At 46.5% G+C, this 15,953-nt stretch carries 18 protein-coding genes and 1 pseudogene; 9 read left to right on the top strand and 10 right to left on the bottom strand.

Features of this window, described 5'->3' with window-relative positions:
* Nucleotides 1–153: 153 nt before the first annotated feature.
* Complete coding sequence (locus G9U52_RS11260; protein WP_166149365.1) at nt 154–519, top strand: toprim domain-containing protein; 366 nt, start codon at nt 154–156, stop codon at nt 517–519.
* Here the strand turns inward: G9U52_RS11260 and G9U52_RS11265 are convergent.
* The 9 genes from G9U52_RS11265 to G9U52_RS11305 all read right to left on the bottom strand — a co-directional run bounded on the left by G9U52_RS11265 (nt 499) and on the right by G9U52_RS11305 (nt 8,214).
* A complete protein-coding gene (locus tag G9U52_RS11265) occupies nt 499–1,422 on the bottom strand; it encodes an AEC family transporter (protein WP_166149367.1) in 924 nt (307 codons plus the stop codon). The two genes, G9U52_RS11260 and G9U52_RS11265, sit on opposite strands and share 21 nt — an antisense overlap.
* A 23-nt stretch (nt 1,423–1,445) precedes the next feature.
* Nucleotides 1,446–2,072 carry an SCO family protein gene (locus tag G9U52_RS11270; protein ID WP_243767263.1) on the bottom strand — a complete coding sequence of 209 codons (627 nt, stop codon included), beginning with the start codon at nt 2,070–2,072 and terminating at the stop codon, nt 1,446–1,448.
* Between the two features lie 83 nt (nt 2,073–2,155).
* A complete protein-coding gene (gene cyoE, locus G9U52_RS11275; RefSeq protein ID WP_166149369.1) occupies nt 2,156–3,100 on the bottom strand; it encodes a heme o synthase in 945 nt (314 codons plus the stop codon).
* A gap of 240 nt (nt 3,101–3,340) precedes the next feature.
* Entirely contained in the window at nt 3,341–4,231 is an 891-nt protein-coding gene (locus tag G9U52_RS11280; protein WP_166149371.1) for an urease accessory protein UreD, read from the bottom strand.
* Nucleotides 4,212–4,871, bottom strand: a complete 660-nt coding sequence (ureG, locus tag G9U52_RS11285; protein WP_166149373.1) for an urease accessory protein UreG — start codon at nt 4,869–4,871, stop codon at nt 4,212–4,214. Before ureG ends, G9U52_RS11280 begins: the two co-directional genes overlap by 20 nt.
* A 67-nt stretch (nt 4,872–4,938) precedes the next feature.
* Nucleotides 4,939–5,643 carry an urease accessory protein UreF gene (locus tag G9U52_RS11290; protein WP_207952894.1) on the bottom strand — a complete coding sequence of 235 codons (705 nt, stop codon included), beginning with the start codon at nt 5,641–5,643 and terminating at the stop codon, nt 4,939–4,941.
* 72 nt (nt 5,644–5,715) lie between these two features.
* The gene (ureC, locus tag G9U52_RS11295; protein ID WP_166149375.1) at nt 5,716–7,515 is read right to left on the bottom strand and encodes an urease subunit alpha; all 1,800 of its coding nucleotides are present in this window, start codon (nt 7,513–7,515) and stop codon (nt 5,716–5,718) included.
* A complete protein-coding gene (gene ureB, locus G9U52_RS11300; RefSeq protein WP_166149377.1) occupies nt 7,496–7,885 on the bottom strand; it encodes an urease subunit beta in 390 nt (129 codons plus the stop codon). The genes ureC and ureB overlap by 20 nt, the downstream gene beginning before the upstream one ends.
* A gap of 20 nt (nt 7,886–7,905) precedes the next feature.
* Nucleotides 7,906–8,214, bottom strand: coding sequence for an urease subunit gamma (locus G9U52_RS11305; RefSeq protein ID WP_166149379.1), 309 nt, complete (start codon nt 8,212–8,214; stop codon nt 7,906–7,908).
* A gap of 399 nt (nt 8,215–8,613) precedes the next feature.
* Between G9U52_RS11305 and urtA the strand changes: the two genes are divergently transcribed.
* The 8 genes and pseudogenes from urtA to gerQ all read left to right on the top strand — a co-directional run bounded on the left by urtA (nt 8,614) and on the right by gerQ (nt 15,688).
* Nucleotides 8,614–9,885 (top strand): urea ABC transporter substrate-binding protein, encoded by a 1,272-nt coding sequence (gene urtA, locus G9U52_RS11310; RefSeq protein WP_207952895.1) that lies wholly within the window; start codon nt 8,614–8,616, stop codon nt 9,883–9,885.
* Nucleotides 9,886–9,972: 87 nt separating this feature from the next.
* Nucleotides 9,973–10,875: an urea ABC transporter permease subunit UrtB gene (gene urtB, locus G9U52_RS11315; RefSeq protein ID WP_166149381.1), complete on the top strand. Its 903-nt coding sequence runs from the start codon at nt 9,973–9,975 to the stop codon at nt 10,873–10,875.
* 54 nt (nt 10,876–10,929) lie between these two features.
* The gene (gene urtC, locus G9U52_RS11320) at nt 10,930–12,054 is read left to right on the top strand and encodes an urea ABC transporter permease subunit UrtC (RefSeq protein WP_166149383.1); all 1,125 of its coding nucleotides are present in this window, start codon (nt 10,930–10,932) and stop codon (nt 12,052–12,054) included.
* 138 nt (nt 12,055–12,192) lie between these two features.
* A complete protein-coding gene (gene urtD, locus G9U52_RS11325; RefSeq protein ID WP_166149385.1) occupies nt 12,193–12,984 on the top strand; it encodes an urea ABC transporter ATP-binding protein UrtD in 792 nt (263 codons plus the stop codon).
* Entirely contained in the window at nt 12,971–13,666 is a 696-nt protein-coding gene (urtE, locus tag G9U52_RS11330) for an urea ABC transporter ATP-binding subunit UrtE (RefSeq protein ID WP_166149387.1), read from the top strand. Before urtD ends, urtE begins: the two co-directional genes overlap by 14 nt.
* Before the next feature lie 201 nt (nt 13,667–13,867).
* Nucleotides 13,868–14,695 carry an aldo/keto reductase gene (locus tag G9U52_RS11335; RefSeq protein ID WP_243767264.1) on the top strand — a complete coding sequence of 276 codons (828 nt, stop codon included), beginning with the start codon at nt 13,868–13,870 and terminating at the stop codon, nt 14,693–14,695.
* A 170-nt stretch (nt 14,696–14,865) separates the two neighbouring features.
* Nucleotides 14,866–15,196, top strand: a pseudogene (locus tag G9U52_RS11340) (cell wall hydrolase).
* Between the two features lie 39 nt (nt 15,197–15,235).
* On the top strand, nt 15,236–15,688 hold the full coding sequence (gene gerQ / locus G9U52_RS11345; RefSeq protein WP_166149391.1) for a spore coat protein GerQ: 453 nt from the start codon (nt 15,236–15,238) through the stop codon (nt 15,686–15,688).
* Nucleotides 15,689–15,867: 179 nt separating this feature from the next.
* On the opposite strand, the gene G9U52_RS11350 is transcribed toward gerQ, so the two are convergent.
* The coding region (locus G9U52_RS11350) for an IS3 family transposase (protein WP_166146575.1) at nt 15,868–15,953 on the bottom strand (86 nt) is incomplete at its 5' end.

Raw genomic sequence — 15,953 nt, forward strand, 5'->3', positions numbered from 1 at the left:
ATAATTAGGAAAAGAATGCGTTTACTTCATTTCATACTATTACTTTATACATTTCCTAGGAAATACAAATAGCTTCCAATTAGCTTGGAATAGGCGGTAAAAGTGGATATACTACAAATAAAAGCGTTAGCATCGTGGATATGAGGTGTAAGCATGTATATAACTATTATCGTTGAGGGAAAAAATGACCGAAGCCGTTTAAGGAGATTGTTAACAGGAGAGATCCGCATTGTTTGCACTTATGGCTCCTTAAGTACGAAGCGTCTGGAATTATTGAAGAAACAAGCCGAGGACAGTGAGGTTTTTTTATTTACAGATAATGATGCTTCCGGGAAAAAAATTCGTGGTGTTTTGCGCGATGCCTTTCCTGATGCCACTCAAATCTACACAAGAAGGGGTTATGCCGGAGTAGAAGGTACACCTGACGAATATTTAATTCTGCAATTAGAAAAAGCCGGCCTGGAGGAGTACATCATATACCCCTTACCCATCACGGCTTTAAGCAATAAATTGGATTAAATAAATGACCAAGGTCACTGTAAATATACTAAAAATCGTAGAAGAAAATACGACTTGAGAGGCGAATTCCGGCTCATTATCATATTCTACGGCTAATAATGCGCTGCTTAGCGAGGTGGGCACGGCACTAGCCAGCACAAGTGCTTGAGCCATGGTTCCATGGATACCCAGCAGCCAGACAATCGCGAAGCCAACAGCCGGTCCGACCATTAAGCGCAGAACATTGGAGAGCATCACATCCGAAAACATCAGCTTCCATTTCATACTTCCCAGCTGCACACCTAATGTCAGTAAGGCCGTACAGACAAATGCACTCGAAATATAGTTTATCGGTGTATAGATAGGATCAGGAATCGGAATATGCAGCCAGCGCATCAGGAAAGCAAGTGGAATCATATAAATAACGGGCAGTGACAGGATCGTACGCAACGTTTTCCTAGTATCCTTATTATGCGCATTTACGCTATATACCCCATACGTATTAGGCAACAAGGACTGCATCATCATAATAATAATTTGAATCGATAAGGTAAAGGCATCGCCTACAAAAACAAGCTGATTCAGCGGAAGCGCATAGTTGGCACTGTTGTAGAAAATCACGCTGTTGCGCATGGCAGTGATCATGCTGTTCTGGTAGCCGCGTATACGCATTACAAACTCAACCAGCAGGAACATCGCAGCAAAATGGAGTGAGAAAAACAGGAGTGTCTGCATCATAAGCTGCAACGAAAGCGATGATTCGTAAAGCATTTTAAATACAAGCACAGGAGAAAATAAATAAAAATTCAGCTTGGATAAGGTGCGAATATCTAATTTAAAGGCTTTATAAAGAATCACACCCAAAGCGATCATAATCGAAAGCGGAATAATATTGTTGAGTAAAATATAAACGAAATACGTCATGCCTGTGCTCCTCTAAAGATGCGCTATTCCTTGCTTAATCCAATCATATCCTCTGCAATTTTATCTACATCAAGATCCGGGTCGCTACCATTATAGTACGTTCTGAGATCGCCCTTTTTGTCGACAAGCAGGATCACATTATTATGGGTAAATGTGCCACCTTCTTTATCCTTAACCACCATCACTCCGTACTTTTGCGCCAGATCAATCACTGCGGCTTCATCACCGCGCAGGAAATACCAGCCCTTGGGATCAGCGTGAAAGCTTTTCGAAAATTTTTGCAGCTGCTCGGTTGTATCCTTGCTAGGGTCAAAGCTGATCGAAGTAATCGCCGTTTTATCCCCAAATACGCCTTTTTTCACTAAAGCATCCTGCACCTTGGATAAGGTATACGTAGTCGGCTGGCATACATCCGGGCATGTGGAATAAAAAAAGTAAATCAGCTTGGAGCGACCTGATAGCTCCGCTAGGCTGATGGGCTTGCCGTCGATATTATCGAGCTTGAAATCGGGTGCTTTTTTCATAACCTCCAGCTTCGAAGCGGGATTATTCCCTTTTATCACCATATAGCCCAAAGTACCAATCATCACCAAAAGCAGTGCCATGACCAGTAGCTTAAAGCCGTTTTTTTGCATAAATGTAGGGTTCATTAGTTGTCTCCATCCTTTGTGCGAAAAAAAATATCCCATGCTGCCATGGGACTTGAATCTTAGGTTGCTACAACTTCTCGCTGTTATTTAGTCGCTACTGTAGTTAGAACCATAATAATAAACAGTACCGTCAAATAGTTAATGGAATAAATAAATGTTTTTTTGGCCCATAGCACTTCATCCTCAGCTTTAAAGCCCTTAATACAGAGAAATGCCCAGTATAAGCCCATCACGATCGCCGCGTAAAAGTAAATCACATTGACGTAACCATAGACATAAAGCAAAAGCGAGACTGGGACTAGCAGAACGACATAACGGACCATGCTGATCTTCGTTATAAAAGTACCTTTGACAACAGGCAATAGCGGGAAGCCAGCGGCGCGGTATTCCTCCATACGGCGAATCCCAAGTGCCCAGAAATGCGGCGGCTGCCAGAGGAAAAGAATCAGGAACAAGATAACGGCTCCTGCATCTACATCATGGCGGACTGCACAATAACCGATAACCGGTGGCATCGCACCAGAAAAGCTGCCTACAACCGTGCTCCAAACCGATGTGCGTTTGAACCAAGCTGTGTAAATCCAAACATATACGAACAGACCGATTAATCCGAATAACGCGGCTAATGGATTGACGAGCAGCCAAAGCCCGGAAACACCGATCACGCCCAATATAATCCCATACCACAATACGGTCTGTGGGGACATCTTGCCGCTAGGCAGTGCCCGTTGTTGAGTACGAGCCATCTTCGTGTCCATATCGCGGTCCAAATAATTGTTCAGCACACAGCCTGACGCCATTACAAGCGCTGTTCCGATCATTGTATACAACAACTGCACCCAATCGACATTCCAGCCCGAAGCGACCCAGAAGCCCCCAAATGCAGTGATCGAGTTCGAAAGTATAATACCCGGCTTGGCCAGCTGCACAAAATCTCTCCAGGTTACGGGGCCTTGGTCGACATGTTCCATCTCTGACTCGGCTGCCGCCGAATCCACAGTGAGGTTAAGCCTCAATTGTTCTTCCACTTGGATAAAATCCTCCTTAAGAGTTTTCACAGAAAGCTTGCTTCAAAGTTCACAAAATTCCGATTAAGCTTTTACTTACCTTATCATATCAACCCAAGACCCATTTGACAATAAACCACGGCACGAATTCAAAATATTGTCGATAGTTAGGCCTAAATGTGAAAAGAATTTGTCACTGTTCGCAGAAAAAAAGCCGCAGCTAAATGCGGCTCTTCTATAATAAGGCATGAATATGGGATGCTATTTTCGAACCAGCAGTGGACTTTTCTTAAATAACTGCTTGCGAATGAACGCCCAAGCGGCATCCTGCAGGCTTTGAATTTCATATACCTTATGACCAAGGATGGAAAGCACCAGCCCTTTTTTATAAGTACGGCTGACCCCGTAATAAAGCGGGATTGCTGCGACGCCCAAGTCGTTCTCGCGATCAAGCTGGAGCTGTTCATCCAAATGCACCTTTAATGCTTCCACAAATTCCGCATCCACTTGCTCATTGAATAGATAAAAGGTTCCAATATGCGTATAGGTCGCCCAGCCACCAATAACCTGCAGCTTTTGCTGGGCAGGTACGATGCGCTGTTTGCTGCAATAAATCAGTTCTTCCTCATAGGTCACCTTCAGGTGATTCTCGTAATGCTCATATTGAAAAAGCTCACCACGGAGCACCCTTCCCGGTGATACCAGATCGGAAAGAATTAAAGTCGAGCCCGCAGCCAGCCGCACCTCCATGCTGCTATGCAGTACAGCATCTTTATACAGCATGACAGGTTCCGGCATATATTCAACATAGCTGTTAGAAGCAAGCTCCAACGTCTGCTGCTGTTCGCTAACTCTTACGGTTTCATCTCCGCCATTCTCCGGACGTGCAGGGTGTACCTTGGTGTAGGATTGGTTTGTTATATACACATTGGTGCGTTCCCCAAACCGCCAATCCATCACGTATCGGTCGCCCGCCATAATGCCCGGCGAAGCATCCATCATATAGACGCCAAGCTGCCCATAATCAAATGCAAAGGTTTTGGCGATTTTAAGGGGATACGTATGGTACTTATCGCCGAGCCATGTTTGCCCATTCCGCTCGTGAAATCCAGCCGAGATACAGCCGGTCATATCAGGCATGTGCGAATTCATGCTCTACCCAATCCACAATCGCATCCACACCTTGGCCGTCAAACATATTGGAGAAAATAAATGGACGTTCTCCACGCATTTTGCGAGTGTCCTCTTCCATAACGGTCAAGCTCGCGCCTACATAAGGAGCCAAATCGATCTTGTTGATAATGAGCATATCCGAGCGAATAATACCTGGACCGCCTTTGCGGGGGATTTTCTCGCCTTGGGCTACGTCGATAATATAGATGAAGCGATCCACCAGCTCCGGGCTGAATGCAGCCGCTAGGTTATCTCCACCACTTTCGATAAAAATAATATCGAGATGCGCAAAGCGACTCTCCAGCTCTTCGATGGCTTCAAAGTTCATGGAAGCATCCTCTCTAATCGCTGTATGCGGGCAACCTCCCGTTTCCACCCCGATAATACGATCGGCTGTCAATGCTTCGGAACGGATTAAAATATTGGCATCTTCCTTCGTATAAATATCATTCGTAATAACGGCAATACTATATTTATCATTTAAACGGCGTGCAAGCCTTTCTACAAGTGCTGTTTTACCTGAGCCTACAGGGCCTCCGATACCAATTCGCATTGGACGTTCTAACTGGGATTTCTCGGGTGTTACCCAACCATGATTATGCGTTCCGCCTTGGCACATAAAGTTTGCCTCCTGAAATTATATTTATCATTCACAGATACCGGGGAGGTATGGATGATTAGGATGATTAGGACATAAATAGTCGTGAGTATAAATTTTCGTGCTGCATCATCGAGATGTCAGCCATTGGCGTGTTGCCAAAGCCGTCCATTACAGGGTCAAGATGCTCGGCATTCCTCCATGCCTCCGCTATAATGGGAAGCATCTCCGCCAGTACGCGCTGGCCTTCAGTTTGCCCAATCGACATCAGCCGTAAACCGCTGTTAATACAAGTCATCGTACAGGCATACAGGTAACCTTCTGCCGCCATCGTCAACGGCACCTGCAAATGGTAGGCTAGCCAGCCATGAATTAAGGGATGCGCCCCGAAGCATTTTTGCTCGCGAATTGCTTCCTGCAGAAGACCCCAACGCAGGTCTGGATAAATCGAAAGCCCGAGCTGCAGCAGACGGCGGCCCATTTTCACCACACCTTCGCGAGTCTCATAGGCTGTACGTTGTACATGCTGCATCTGGTCTACCTGCCATAACGTTTCCCATTGCCCGCTTGGAGCGTATACATACACCGCTTTGACAGCAAGGGCATCTATAGGCGCCCAGCTCTGAGTGAGCATCGTCTCGACATATTGCTTTAGATGCGCTGGTTTTTGTACCGTGCCATTCTGTACGAGTGTTTCCAGCCCGAAGGAGTGCGAGAAGCCACCGATAGGCAGCGCCGAATCCAGAAGCTGTAAATACGATAGCCAATTGACTGTAGATATTTGCTGCCCCAAGAATTCACCTTCTTAAAGTTTTGCTTGCAAAACTATCTTCGTAAGCATTCACTGAGTTTTGCTTGCTGCTAATTAAAATAAGAAGTAAAGCTGCGCCATCGGCAAAACGGTCGCAGGCTCACAGGTGATAGCCACTCCATCTACCTTAACCTCATAGGTTTCTGGATTAACATCAATCTTGGGGGTTTCCCCATTATGAATCATATCCTTTTTCGTAACCGTTCGGCAATTTTTGACTGGCTCGATCCGCTTTTGCAGCCCTAGCTGGGTATGTACACCAAGGTCAAAAGCTGCCTGCGATACAAAGGTGATGCACTGATTAAGCGCCCGCCCATAAGCACCAAACATCGGACGGCTCATCACCGGCTGCGGAGTGGGAATGGAAGCATTAGGATCGCCCATTTGCGCGTAAGCGATCATTCCGCCTTTGATCACCGTCTCCGGCTTTACACCAAAAAACATCGGATTCCATACGACAAGATCAGCCAGCTTGCCTACCTCCACCGAGCCCACCAAATGCGAAATGCCATGAGTGATTGCCGGGTTGATTGTATACTTGGCGATATAACGCTTGATGCGAAAATTATCTTGGTATGTATCTTCTGACTCTTCCGACTCTTCTGACTGCCCTTGATGCACCACAGCCTCAGCATGGTTTGCTTCAGGAGCCGACAATGAAACTTCATCAGGCGCTGGCAAATAACCGCGCTGCTGCTTCATTTTATCCGCTGTCTGCCAGGTTCTAATAATAACCTCGCCAATCCGCCCCATCGCCTGTGAGTCAGAGCTCAGCATACTGAATACACCTAAGTCGTGAAGAATATCTTCAGCCGCGATTGTTTCCGGGCGAATCCGTGAATCCGCGAATGCCACATCCTCGGGAATACGGCTGTCCAGATGGTGGCAAACCATCAGCATATCCAAATGCTCTTCTATAGTATTAATGGTGTAAGGCCTTGTTGGATTCGTCGAGGATGGCAGCACATTAAGTTCTGCTGATGCTTTAATAATATCAGGAGCATGGCCGCCGCCGGCGCCTTCCGTATGGTACGTATGGATCGTCCTGCCGCCGATGGCAGCAAGCGTATCCTCTACAAAGCCAGATTCATTCAAGGTGTCGGTGTGAATAGCCACCTGAACATCGTATTGGTCCGCTACCCGTAAGCAAGTATCGATAGCTGCTGGTGTCGTACCCCAGTCCTCATGAAGCTTAAGGCCTACAGCACCTGCCTCCACCTGCTCGATTAGCGGCTCCGGGAAGGAAGCATTCCCTTTTCCTGTAAATCCGAGATTCATCGGAAAGGCCTCAGCCGCCTCCAGCATACGATGCATGTGCCAAACACCAGGTGTACATGTCGTCGCGCTTGTACCTGCTGCCGGACCAGTGCCACCACCTATCATCGTAGTCACACCAGATGCAAGCGCTGTTTCGATCTGTTGTGGGCATATATAATGAATATGTGTATCAATGCCACCCGCTGTAATAATCTTGCCCTCACCAGCAATGACTTCGGTTCCGGCGCCTACGATCATGTTGGGCTGCACGCCATCCATAAGATCGGGATTACCAGCTTTGCCTATTCCTACAATCATGCCATCTTTAATGCCAATGTCCGCCTTAACAATTCCCCAATGGTCAATAATAACTGCATTCGTAATTAAAGTATCCAGTACACCTTGATCCCGGGTATGGCGGCTGGATTGTCCCATTCCATCACGAATGACTTTGCCGCCGCCAAACTTGCATTCATCTCCATAAACGGTATAGTCCCGTTCGATTTCAGCCCAAAGCCTCGTATCAGCCAAGCGGATGGCATCGCCGGTCGTAGGACCGAACATTTGCGCATAAGCCTTACGATCCATCTTTGCCATAGGTAACCGGTCCCTCCTTCCACTTCTCCAAGCGTCGCTTCGTCTCCTCAGGCATTTGCCCTAGTGTTGCCTCGCCTTTGGATAAATGATTAAGCCCATAGGACAGCTTCGAACCACCCAATTCTACTAATTCTACCGGCTTTTCTTCACCAGGCTCAAAACGGACAGCTGTACCAGCAGCTATACTTAAACGCATGCCAAATGCGGCTTCTCTGTCGAATTGAAGAGCACGGTTCACTTCAAAAAAATGATAATGGGATCCGACTTGAATCGGTCTGTCCCCGATATTCGTCACTAAGATGCGGAGCGTTCGCTTGCCTTTATTTAATTCTATTTCTCCAGCCTTTACGCGATATTCCCCAGGGATCATGCTTGCCCACTCCTTCATCCTTATTCATGGTTAATCGGCTGATGGACGGTAACCAGTTTCGTGCCATCCGGGAAGGTAGCTTCTACCTGTACCTCGTGAATCATCTCCGGCACACCTTCCATGACTTGGCTTGAGTTTAGCACTTTCGTCCCATACTGCATAAGCTGTGCCACGCTCATTCCATCTCGGGCACCTTCCATAATTTCCGATGTGATCAAAGCTATACTCTCGGGATAATTGAGTTTTACGCCACGATTCAAACGCCTTCGGGCAAGATCGGCAGCTACAGTAATCAGCAGCCTTTCTTTTTCTCTTTCGGTCAAATGCATCTCGACTTGCCTCCTTTACACCACTTGCAATGTAAAACAATCTAACATGAAAAGACGAATAATGAACATCTTTCATGTTTATTATATTCGCTATATAGAGAACTGTAAATCTCCGTCATTCGTGTTTGAATAATTAAAATAGTTAAATCCCTTTGTTTCAAGGGCTTTTTTCCTAAAAATAAGCATAAAGTCGAATTTTGTCATACAAAATGAAACATAAATACGGAAATTTTTGTGTTATTTTTATTGACACTTACATAACATTTACACTATATTAATCATGTGATATAGCCAATTAACTTTGCTGATACACAAAAAACATCTGAACACTAAATCAGAGGTCAGCATTACGTTAGGTTATATAACATTTTCAGAAGTATATTAAAAGGAGTGGATGGAATGTCGGCAAAGAGAAAAGGAATTACCGTATTAATGGCAGTTAGTATGTCGCTTACCGTACTATTAGCAGGTTGTGCCACACAGACGCAGCCAACGCCGGCAGCAGCCCCAACCATGGAGGCTAAGCCTGCAACACCTGAGGCAGCCAAAGGCGATACGGTACCCGTAGGCATTCTTCATTCACTAACTGGCACGATGTCCATCAGTGAAGTATCTGTCAAAGATGCCGAAATGATGGCAATTGAAGAAATTAATAAAGCAGGGGGCGTGCTTGGTAAACAGCTTAAACCGATTATAGAAGATGGCGCTTCCGATTGGCCAACATTTGCAGAGAAAACGAAAAAACTACTGCAAAGCGATAAGGCTGCAGTTATTTTCGGAGGATGGACATCTTCAAGTCGCAAAGCTGTACTTCCAGTTGTTGAACAAAACAAAGGACTCTTTTTCTATCCCGTGCAATACGAAGGCCTTGAATCCTCTCCTTATATTTTTTACACAGGTGCAACGACTAACCAACAAATCGTTCCTGCTGTAACCTGGTTATTGCAAAACAAAGGCAAAAAGTTCTTCTTACTCGGATCCGACTATGTATTCCCAAGAACGGCTAACAAAATTATTAAAGAGCAGCTTAAGGCAGAAGGCGGAACAACCGTTGCCGAAGAGTACACGCCACTTGGACATACCGATTACAACACTATTATTAGCAAAATTAAACAAGATAAACCGGATGTCATTTTTAACACTTTGAATGGTGACAGCAATGTAGCCTTCTTCAAGCAATTAAAGGATGCTGGCATTAGCGCCAAAGATTTGACGACATTGTCGGTTAGTATCGCGGAAGAAGAAATTCGCGGAATTGGCGCTTCTGTATTGGAAGGACATTATGCAGCATGGAACTACTTCCAATCTACAGATACACCAGAAAACAAAAAATTCGTTGAAGCCTACAAAGCCAAATATGGTAAAGACCGCGTAACGGATGACCCGATCGAAGCTGGTTACTTTGGCGTTTACTTATGGGCAGAAGCTGTAAAAAAAGCCGGATCCTTCGATGTGGAAAAGGTAAAGGAAGCAGCTAAAGGCCTTGAGTATAATGCACCAGGCGGCAAGGTTGTGATCGATGGTGACAATCAACACGTATACAAAACCGTTCGTATCGGCCAAGTGCAAGCGGACGGACAATTTAAAGAAGTATGGAACTCCGGTAAACCTGTGAAGCCAGATCCATTCCTTAAAACTTATCCATGGGGCGCTGAAGTTACTAAGAAATAGCCCTTTCGCAATGAATCAACTGCATAATTAAGGATCGGGACTGTCCTTCAAGGACAGTCCTGCATTTTATAAGGGAGGATGACTCCAATGAGCTTATTAATGCTCCAATTGTTTAACGGTATCAGCCTGAGCTCCATCCTGCTCTTAATCGCACTGGGTCTGGCTATTACATTCGGCTTAATGAATGTGATCAATATGGCACATGGCGAATTTATTATGATCGGTGCTTATATGGCATATACGATTCAACAGATGTTCCAAAAGTTTTTGCCGGCGTCTGCATTTGGTTGGTATTTCATCCTCTCGATTCTTGTTGCCTTTGCTGTAGCGTTCGCGATTGGATGGCTGCTCGAAATTACACTGATCCGCTTCCTTTATGGAAGACCCCTAGATAGCCTGCTGGCCACATGGGGCGTAAGCCTTGTACTCCAACAGCTTGCAAGGCAAATTTTCGGAGCCCCCAATGTGGCGGTCAAAGCACCAGGATGGCTTGAGGGCGGCCTCGCGCTTGGCGATGTCATTCTGCCATACAAAAGGATATTTATTATCGGGCTTGTCATTGTGTGCATTACGATCATTTATCTCTATCAATACAAAAGCCGCGGTGGACGCAACATGCAAGCTGTTATGCAAAATCGCAGCATGGCTTCATGCCTCGGTATCTCAACACGCCGTATCGATGGGCAGGCCTTTGCTTTTGGCTCCGGCATGGCTGGCATTGCAGGCTGCGCGTTAACTCTCGTAGGTCCAATCGGACCCTCAATTGGCACCTATTACATCGTGGACGCCTTTATGGTCGTCGTTCTCGGTGGCATTGGCAAAATTATTGGAACCATTGCCGGCGCACTTGGCATCGGCGTGCTCAGCACCGTATTCGAATACACAACCAGCGCTACGCTTGGCAAAGTAATCGTCTTTACACTCATTATCGCCTTCCTACAATGGAAACCTTCCGGTTTGGTCACGATAAAATCAAGAGCACTCGATTAGAAGCACATGCTTACGAAGTCAGCTTCCTAAAGGAAGCTTGTAGGAGTTGATAAAATGGCCATCACTAACACAAAAATGAAAATCGTGTTCACTGTACTTCTTCTTGCTGTGATGCTGGCGGCGCCGATGTTTTTATCCGATTTCCGGCTTTCCTTATTAGGCAAATTTCTCTGCTACGCTATTATTGCCTTGGGTCTCGACCTCATCTGGGGCTACACAGGTATTCTCAGCCTCGGCCACGGCGTTTATTTTGGGCTAGGCGCCTACTGTATGGCGATGCACCTAAAGCTGGTCGCCTCGCATGGCGAGCTTCCTGATTTCATGTCTTGGAGCGGTGTCGACAAGCTGCCTTGGTTCTGGGCACCATTCCAGTCGGCCGGCGTTGCTATATTGCTGGCCATTATCGTTCCGGTAGCTGTCGCGTTTGTCCTTGGCTACCTGACCTTCCGTAACCGAATTAAAGGAGCTTTTTTTGCCATCCTATCACAAGCTCTTGTTATTATTACCGTCACCTTATTCGTGGGGCAGCAGGGATATACAGGCGGAACGAACGGTTTAACGAACTTTGACACCTTTCTTGGCATGAAAGTCGGCGAGCAATCGACTAAGCTCATTTTTTATTATGTAACTGCCTTCGCACTTATCGGTACCTTGTTGCTCTGCCAATGGCTGATTACCAGCCGTCTTGGTAAAATTCTGGTCGCTATCCGCGATGCAGAGAACCGCGTCCGGTTTATCGGGTATAACCCCGTTACGTACAAAGTGTTCATTTACTGCTTTTCCGCCGCTTTATCCGGCGTAGCTGGAATCCTCTTCGTTCTTCAAGAGGGTATCGTCTCACCTGCACAAATGGGCATCGTACCATCGATTGAAATGGTTTTATGGGTAGCTATCGGCGGACGTGGAACCGTCTATGGAGCCGTTATTGGGGCAGTCGTTACCAATGCAGCCAAAACTACGTTCAGTGAAGCGTATCCGCAATGGTGGCCGATCATTCTTGGAGCCATGTTTATTGCAGCCGTACTATTTTTCCCAAAAGGTATAGTCGGAACGATCTACGAATATTGCGAGAAATGGGGCTTGTACCCGTTCAAAAAATCCAGTCGATTACAGCCAAAAGCTAGTGAAGGCTCGTATCCAGACCTACCTAAAGATACGAATCCCGCCCATACCAAGTAAAAAGCAAATACTTCTCCGCACCTATTCCATAGCTGACCTGTGAAACTCGGCTTATGCTTACGAAGAATTTGCTTCGCAAAACTCAGCTTATGCTTACGAAGAAAGTTTTGCTTCGCAAAACTCTAAGGAGGTTCTATCATGATTGAAACATCACCAAGAAAAGAAGTCACTGGCGAATTGGTGCATGTCGAGCAGCTAGAGGTGGATTTCGACGGCTTTAAAGCCATCCGTGGCTTAGACTTCTCTCTCCAATCTGGCGAGCTGCGTTTCCTGATCGGCCCCAATGGTGCCGGCAAAACTACTTTGCTTGATGTTTTATGCGGCAAAGTAAAGCCATCTAAGGGCAAGGTACTGTTTCGCAACCATATCGATCTGACCAAGCATCAAGAGCACCAGATTGCACAGCTAGGAGTCGGACGGAAGTTTCAAGCCCCCTCCATTTTCATCACTTTAACCGTGTTGGAAAACCTGTTGTTATCCATGCGCCAAAAAAGAGGCCTGCTCAGCTCCCTAATCGCCCATACCACAGCCGAGCAACGCGCCCGTATACAGCATTATCTTCATATGATCGGTCTGGAAAATAAGTCCAAAGAGAAAGCCGGCTCCCTCTCCCACGGCGAGAAGCAATGGTTGGAGATAGGAATGCTGCTTATCCAGGAACCGGAGCTACTGCTGCTTGACGAGCCAGCGGCTGGAATGACTGACAGTGAAACGGAGAAAACCGGTGAGCTGCTGCACAAAATCAGCGACCGTCAAACGATTATCGTAGTGGAGCACGATATGGAATTTGTCAGGCAGTTTGCCAAAACCGTAACGGTAATGCATGAAGGAACCGTGCTTTGTGAAGGAACGATGGAAGAAGTCCAAAATGACGACAAGGTAGCTGAGGTTTATTTGGGAAGACGGGGTGAACGTGATGCTGAGCATTAAGGAATTGGAGGCCGGTTACGGAGAAAGCATGATTCTGAGAAACGTTACGATGAAGGTAGAGCCTGGGCAGGTGATCTGCTTAATGGGGCGCAATGGTGTCGGTAAAACCACATTAATGAAAACCATTATGGGGCTGATTAAACCTAAAAGAGGCAGCCTTTACTACGGAGAAAAAGAAATTACCCATGCTCCACCGGATAAACGTGCCAAAGCAGGAATCGGCTATGTGCCTCAAGGCAGAGACATTTTCCCCCAGCTTACCGTGGAGGAGAATTTGATGCTCGGCTTGGAAGCAAGCCGCATCCGCAAGAGCAAGGTGCCCGATAACGTATATGAAATGTTTCCCGTGCTCAAAGAAATGATGCGCCGTAAAGGCGGCGATTTGAGCGGCGGCCAGCAGCAGCAGCTATCCATCGCGCGTGCCTTGGTTTCCGAGCCGGAACTGCTGCTGCTCGATGAACCGATGGAAGGAATCCAGCCTTCCATTGTCATGGAGATTGAGCAGGTTATCGAATCGATCAAAGCCAGCAAACGGATGTCCGTGCTACTCGTTGAGCAAAGCCTCACCTTCGCTACAAGCATTGCTGACTATTATTACGTTCTTGATAAAGGAACGATCGTCGCCGAAGGCAGCTCTTCAACATTAAGCGAGGATCAAGTAAAGAAGCATCTCGCCGTCTAAGATTCTAAGCAGCTAACATCCAACTCCATACAATTAACCGCAGCCGCCGCGATAGCGAGCTGTTTTTTTTGTCATTTGTTAAGAACTCGCCCAATTTTCCTTTTACCCAAAAGCAATGGTATGATATATTGGCAAGCCACTCAGAAAGCCATTCAGAAACGACAAGCTTGTACTACATATCTATTGAGAGGAATGAAGACAATGAGTAAACAAAGCACCGTAAGCATAGAACTGCACAATGGAGTCACAATGCCACAACTAGGGTTTGGCGTCTGGAAGACAAAGCCGGGCAACGAGGTGATCAACGCCGTGAAATCCGCGATTGAAGCTGGCTACCGCAGCATTGACACTGCTGCTGCCTATGACAACGAGGAAGGCGTTGGTACCGCGATCAAGGAATGCGGGATTGACCGCGAGCAGCTTTTTATTACAACGAAGGTATGGAATGCTTCGCAAGGCTATGATTCCACTTTAAAGGCATTTGAAGAGAGCCGAAAAAAGCTGGGTATCGATATCATTGACCTCTATTTGATCCATTGGCCGGTTAAAGGCAAATACAAAGAAACCTGGCGCGCTCTGGAGCAGCTTTATAAGGATGGCGCTGTTAGAGCCATTGGCGTCAGCAATTTCCAAGTACATCATCTGGAGGATGTGATCGCCGGAAGCGAGATTGTTCCGATGGTGAACCAAATTGAGCTTCATCCCCGTTTGAGCCAGCTGGAGCTGCGCAGCTTCTGCCAAGCAAATCGTATTCAAGTCGAAGCCTGGAGCCCGTTAATGCAAGGAAATCTAGACCTTCCTGTATTGGCCAAGCTTGCTGCCAAGCATGGCAAAACACCAGCACAAGTCATTCTCCGCTGGAGCCTTCAGAATGGGATTGTTGTGATCCCTAAGTCGATCACTCCTGCGCGCATTCAAGAAAATGCAGCTATCTTCGATTTCACCTTGTCTGCTGAAGATATCTCCGAGCTGGATGCCCTAAACGAAAACCATCGTTTTGGGGCTGACCCGGATAATTTCAATTTTTAAGGCTATGCTCCTTGCTGTTTCATCTCGCCGTTAAAAGCGACATAAGCCGACTTCCTCCTATTTGGGGAGAAGCCGGCTTTTTGCTGTAATTGTCATCAATTCATAGTCTAGCCCATATGCTGTTATGTGCATAAGCCAATTGTATTTACGAATGGAAGTGAACGTTCCATATGGCCGTCATTAAAACCAATTCAGAGGACTTGCAGCTATTGGCACGTTTAATGCGTGCTGAGGCAAATGGTATTTCAAAGCCCTGGCGGCTTTGAAGCTACGCAAAAAGGTTACTTTTACCAAAAGCCTCGTGATTCTGAGATTCGCCTAGCCCAAAAAGTCGTCAATGGCGAAAGATTCCATCCCGCGAGCAATTCCTTATGGTACTTCCGGCCTGAGGGTGACTGTCCGGACGAGTGGTACGACCAGCCGCTGACATGCCGTTTCAAAAAACATTATTTTTTTTCACCAACTAGTGATAATTGTCCAAGCGTCTTTAATACTTATTAATACAGAAGAGTTATAACCCATGAAGGAGGATAACAAGATATGAATAACAACCCTTACCGAAGTGGCACGCCCTACCCTAGCTACCCCGGCGGTTATATGCAAATGCCCATGGGGGCGCCCCAAACCGGGCAGTATTCTCCTCCGCCGGGTACGCCTAGCGGCTCTTTCATTCCAGGCACATCAAGCGGCCCGACGACCGGATCACCCACAGTTCCAGGCCTGCTGCCGTTGGAACAGTCTTTCATCGAAAATATTTTACGTCTAAACCTGGGCAAGATGGCAACCATTTATATGACGTACGAGAACAACAGCGAGTGGAATGCCAAAATATTTAAAGGCAGGCTGGAGGCTGCCGGCCGTGACCACATCATCATCAGCGACCCCAAGACTGGTATGCGCTACTTATTATTGATGGTCAACCTGGATTACATCACGTTTGACGAGGAATTAAATTATACGTATCCGTATGGGAATCCGATGCCTGGACGATAAGAAGAGGCTCTTCTGCCATGCAGCGTCATAACACGCGCAAGGGATTCACAAGCTTGGGCATAAGCATAATTCCATGAACATAATAGGCAAGAAAGAATGAATCGCAAAGAAAAGAGAAGCCCCGGTTGATCGTTGATCTAAACTAGACCCTTAGTCAAGGACACTTAAAAAAAAGAGTGCTAGGCCACACATAAGAGATGATTCCTGTACTGAACAGGAGTCATCTTTTTTAGTCCCCACTGATATCTGTGATGATTATAATAAC

It is taken from the genome of Paenibacillus agricola (assembly GCF_011440305.1).
GTDB lineage: Bacteria > Bacillota > Bacilli > Paenibacillales > NBRC-103111 > Paenibacillus_S > Paenibacillus_S agricola.

What these genes read in the sequence shown, in the direction of transcription:
- G9U52_RS11260 (WP_166149365.1), top strand. Translation starts at nt 154, where the DNA reads ATGTATATAACTATTATCGTTGAGGGAAAAAATGACCGAAGCCGTTTA.
- G9U52_RS11265 (WP_166149367.1), bottom strand. Translation starts at nt 1,422, where the DNA reads ATGACGTATTTCGTTTATATTTTACTCAACAATATTATTCCGCTTTCG.
- G9U52_RS11270 (WP_243767263.1), bottom strand. Translation starts at nt 2,072, where the DNA reads ATGAACCCTACATTTATGCAAAAAAACGGCTTTAAGCTACTGGTCATG.
- G9U52_RS11280 (WP_166149371.1), bottom strand. Translation starts at nt 4,231, where the DNA reads ATGAATTCGCACATGCCTGATATGACCGGCTGTATCTCGGCTGGATTT.
- ureG (WP_166149373.1), bottom strand. Translation starts at nt 4,871, where the DNA reads ATGTGCCAAGGCGGAACGCATAATCATGGTTGGGTAACACCCGAGAAA.
- ureC (WP_166149375.1), bottom strand. Translation starts at nt 7,515, where the DNA reads ATGGCAAAGATGGATCGTAAGGCTTATGCGCAAATGTTCGGTCCTACG.
- ureB (WP_166149377.1), bottom strand. Translation starts at nt 7,885, where the DNA reads ATGATCCCTGGGGAATATCGCGTAAAGGCTGGAGAAATAGAATTAAAT.
- G9U52_RS11305 (WP_166149379.1), bottom strand. Translation starts at nt 8,214, where the DNA reads ATGCATTTGACCGAAAGAGAAAAAGAAAGGCTGCTGATTACTGTAGCT.
- urtA (WP_207952895.1), top strand. Translation starts at nt 8,614, where the DNA reads ATGTCGGCAAAGAGAAAAGGAATTACCGTATTAATGGCAGTTAGTATG.
- urtB (WP_166149381.1), top strand. Translation starts at nt 9,973, where the DNA reads ATGAGCTTATTAATGCTCCAATTGTTTAACGGTATCAGCCTGAGCTCC.
- urtC (WP_166149383.1), top strand. Translation starts at nt 10,930, where the DNA reads ATGGCCATCACTAACACAAAAATGAAAATCGTGTTCACTGTACTTCTT.
- urtD (WP_166149385.1), top strand. Translation starts at nt 12,193, where the DNA reads ATGATTGAAACATCACCAAGAAAAGAAGTCACTGGCGAATTGGTGCAT.
- urtE (WP_166149387.1), top strand. Translation starts at nt 12,971, where the DNA reads ATGCTGAGCATTAAGGAATTGGAGGCCGGTTACGGAGAAAGCATGATT.
- G9U52_RS11335 (WP_243767264.1), top strand. Translation starts at nt 13,868, where the DNA reads ATGAGTAAACAAAGCACCGTAAGCATAGAACTGCACAATGGAGTCACA.
- gerQ (WP_166149391.1), top strand. Translation starts at nt 15,236, where the DNA reads ATGAATAACAACCCTTACCGAAGTGGCACGCCCTACCCTAGCTACCCC.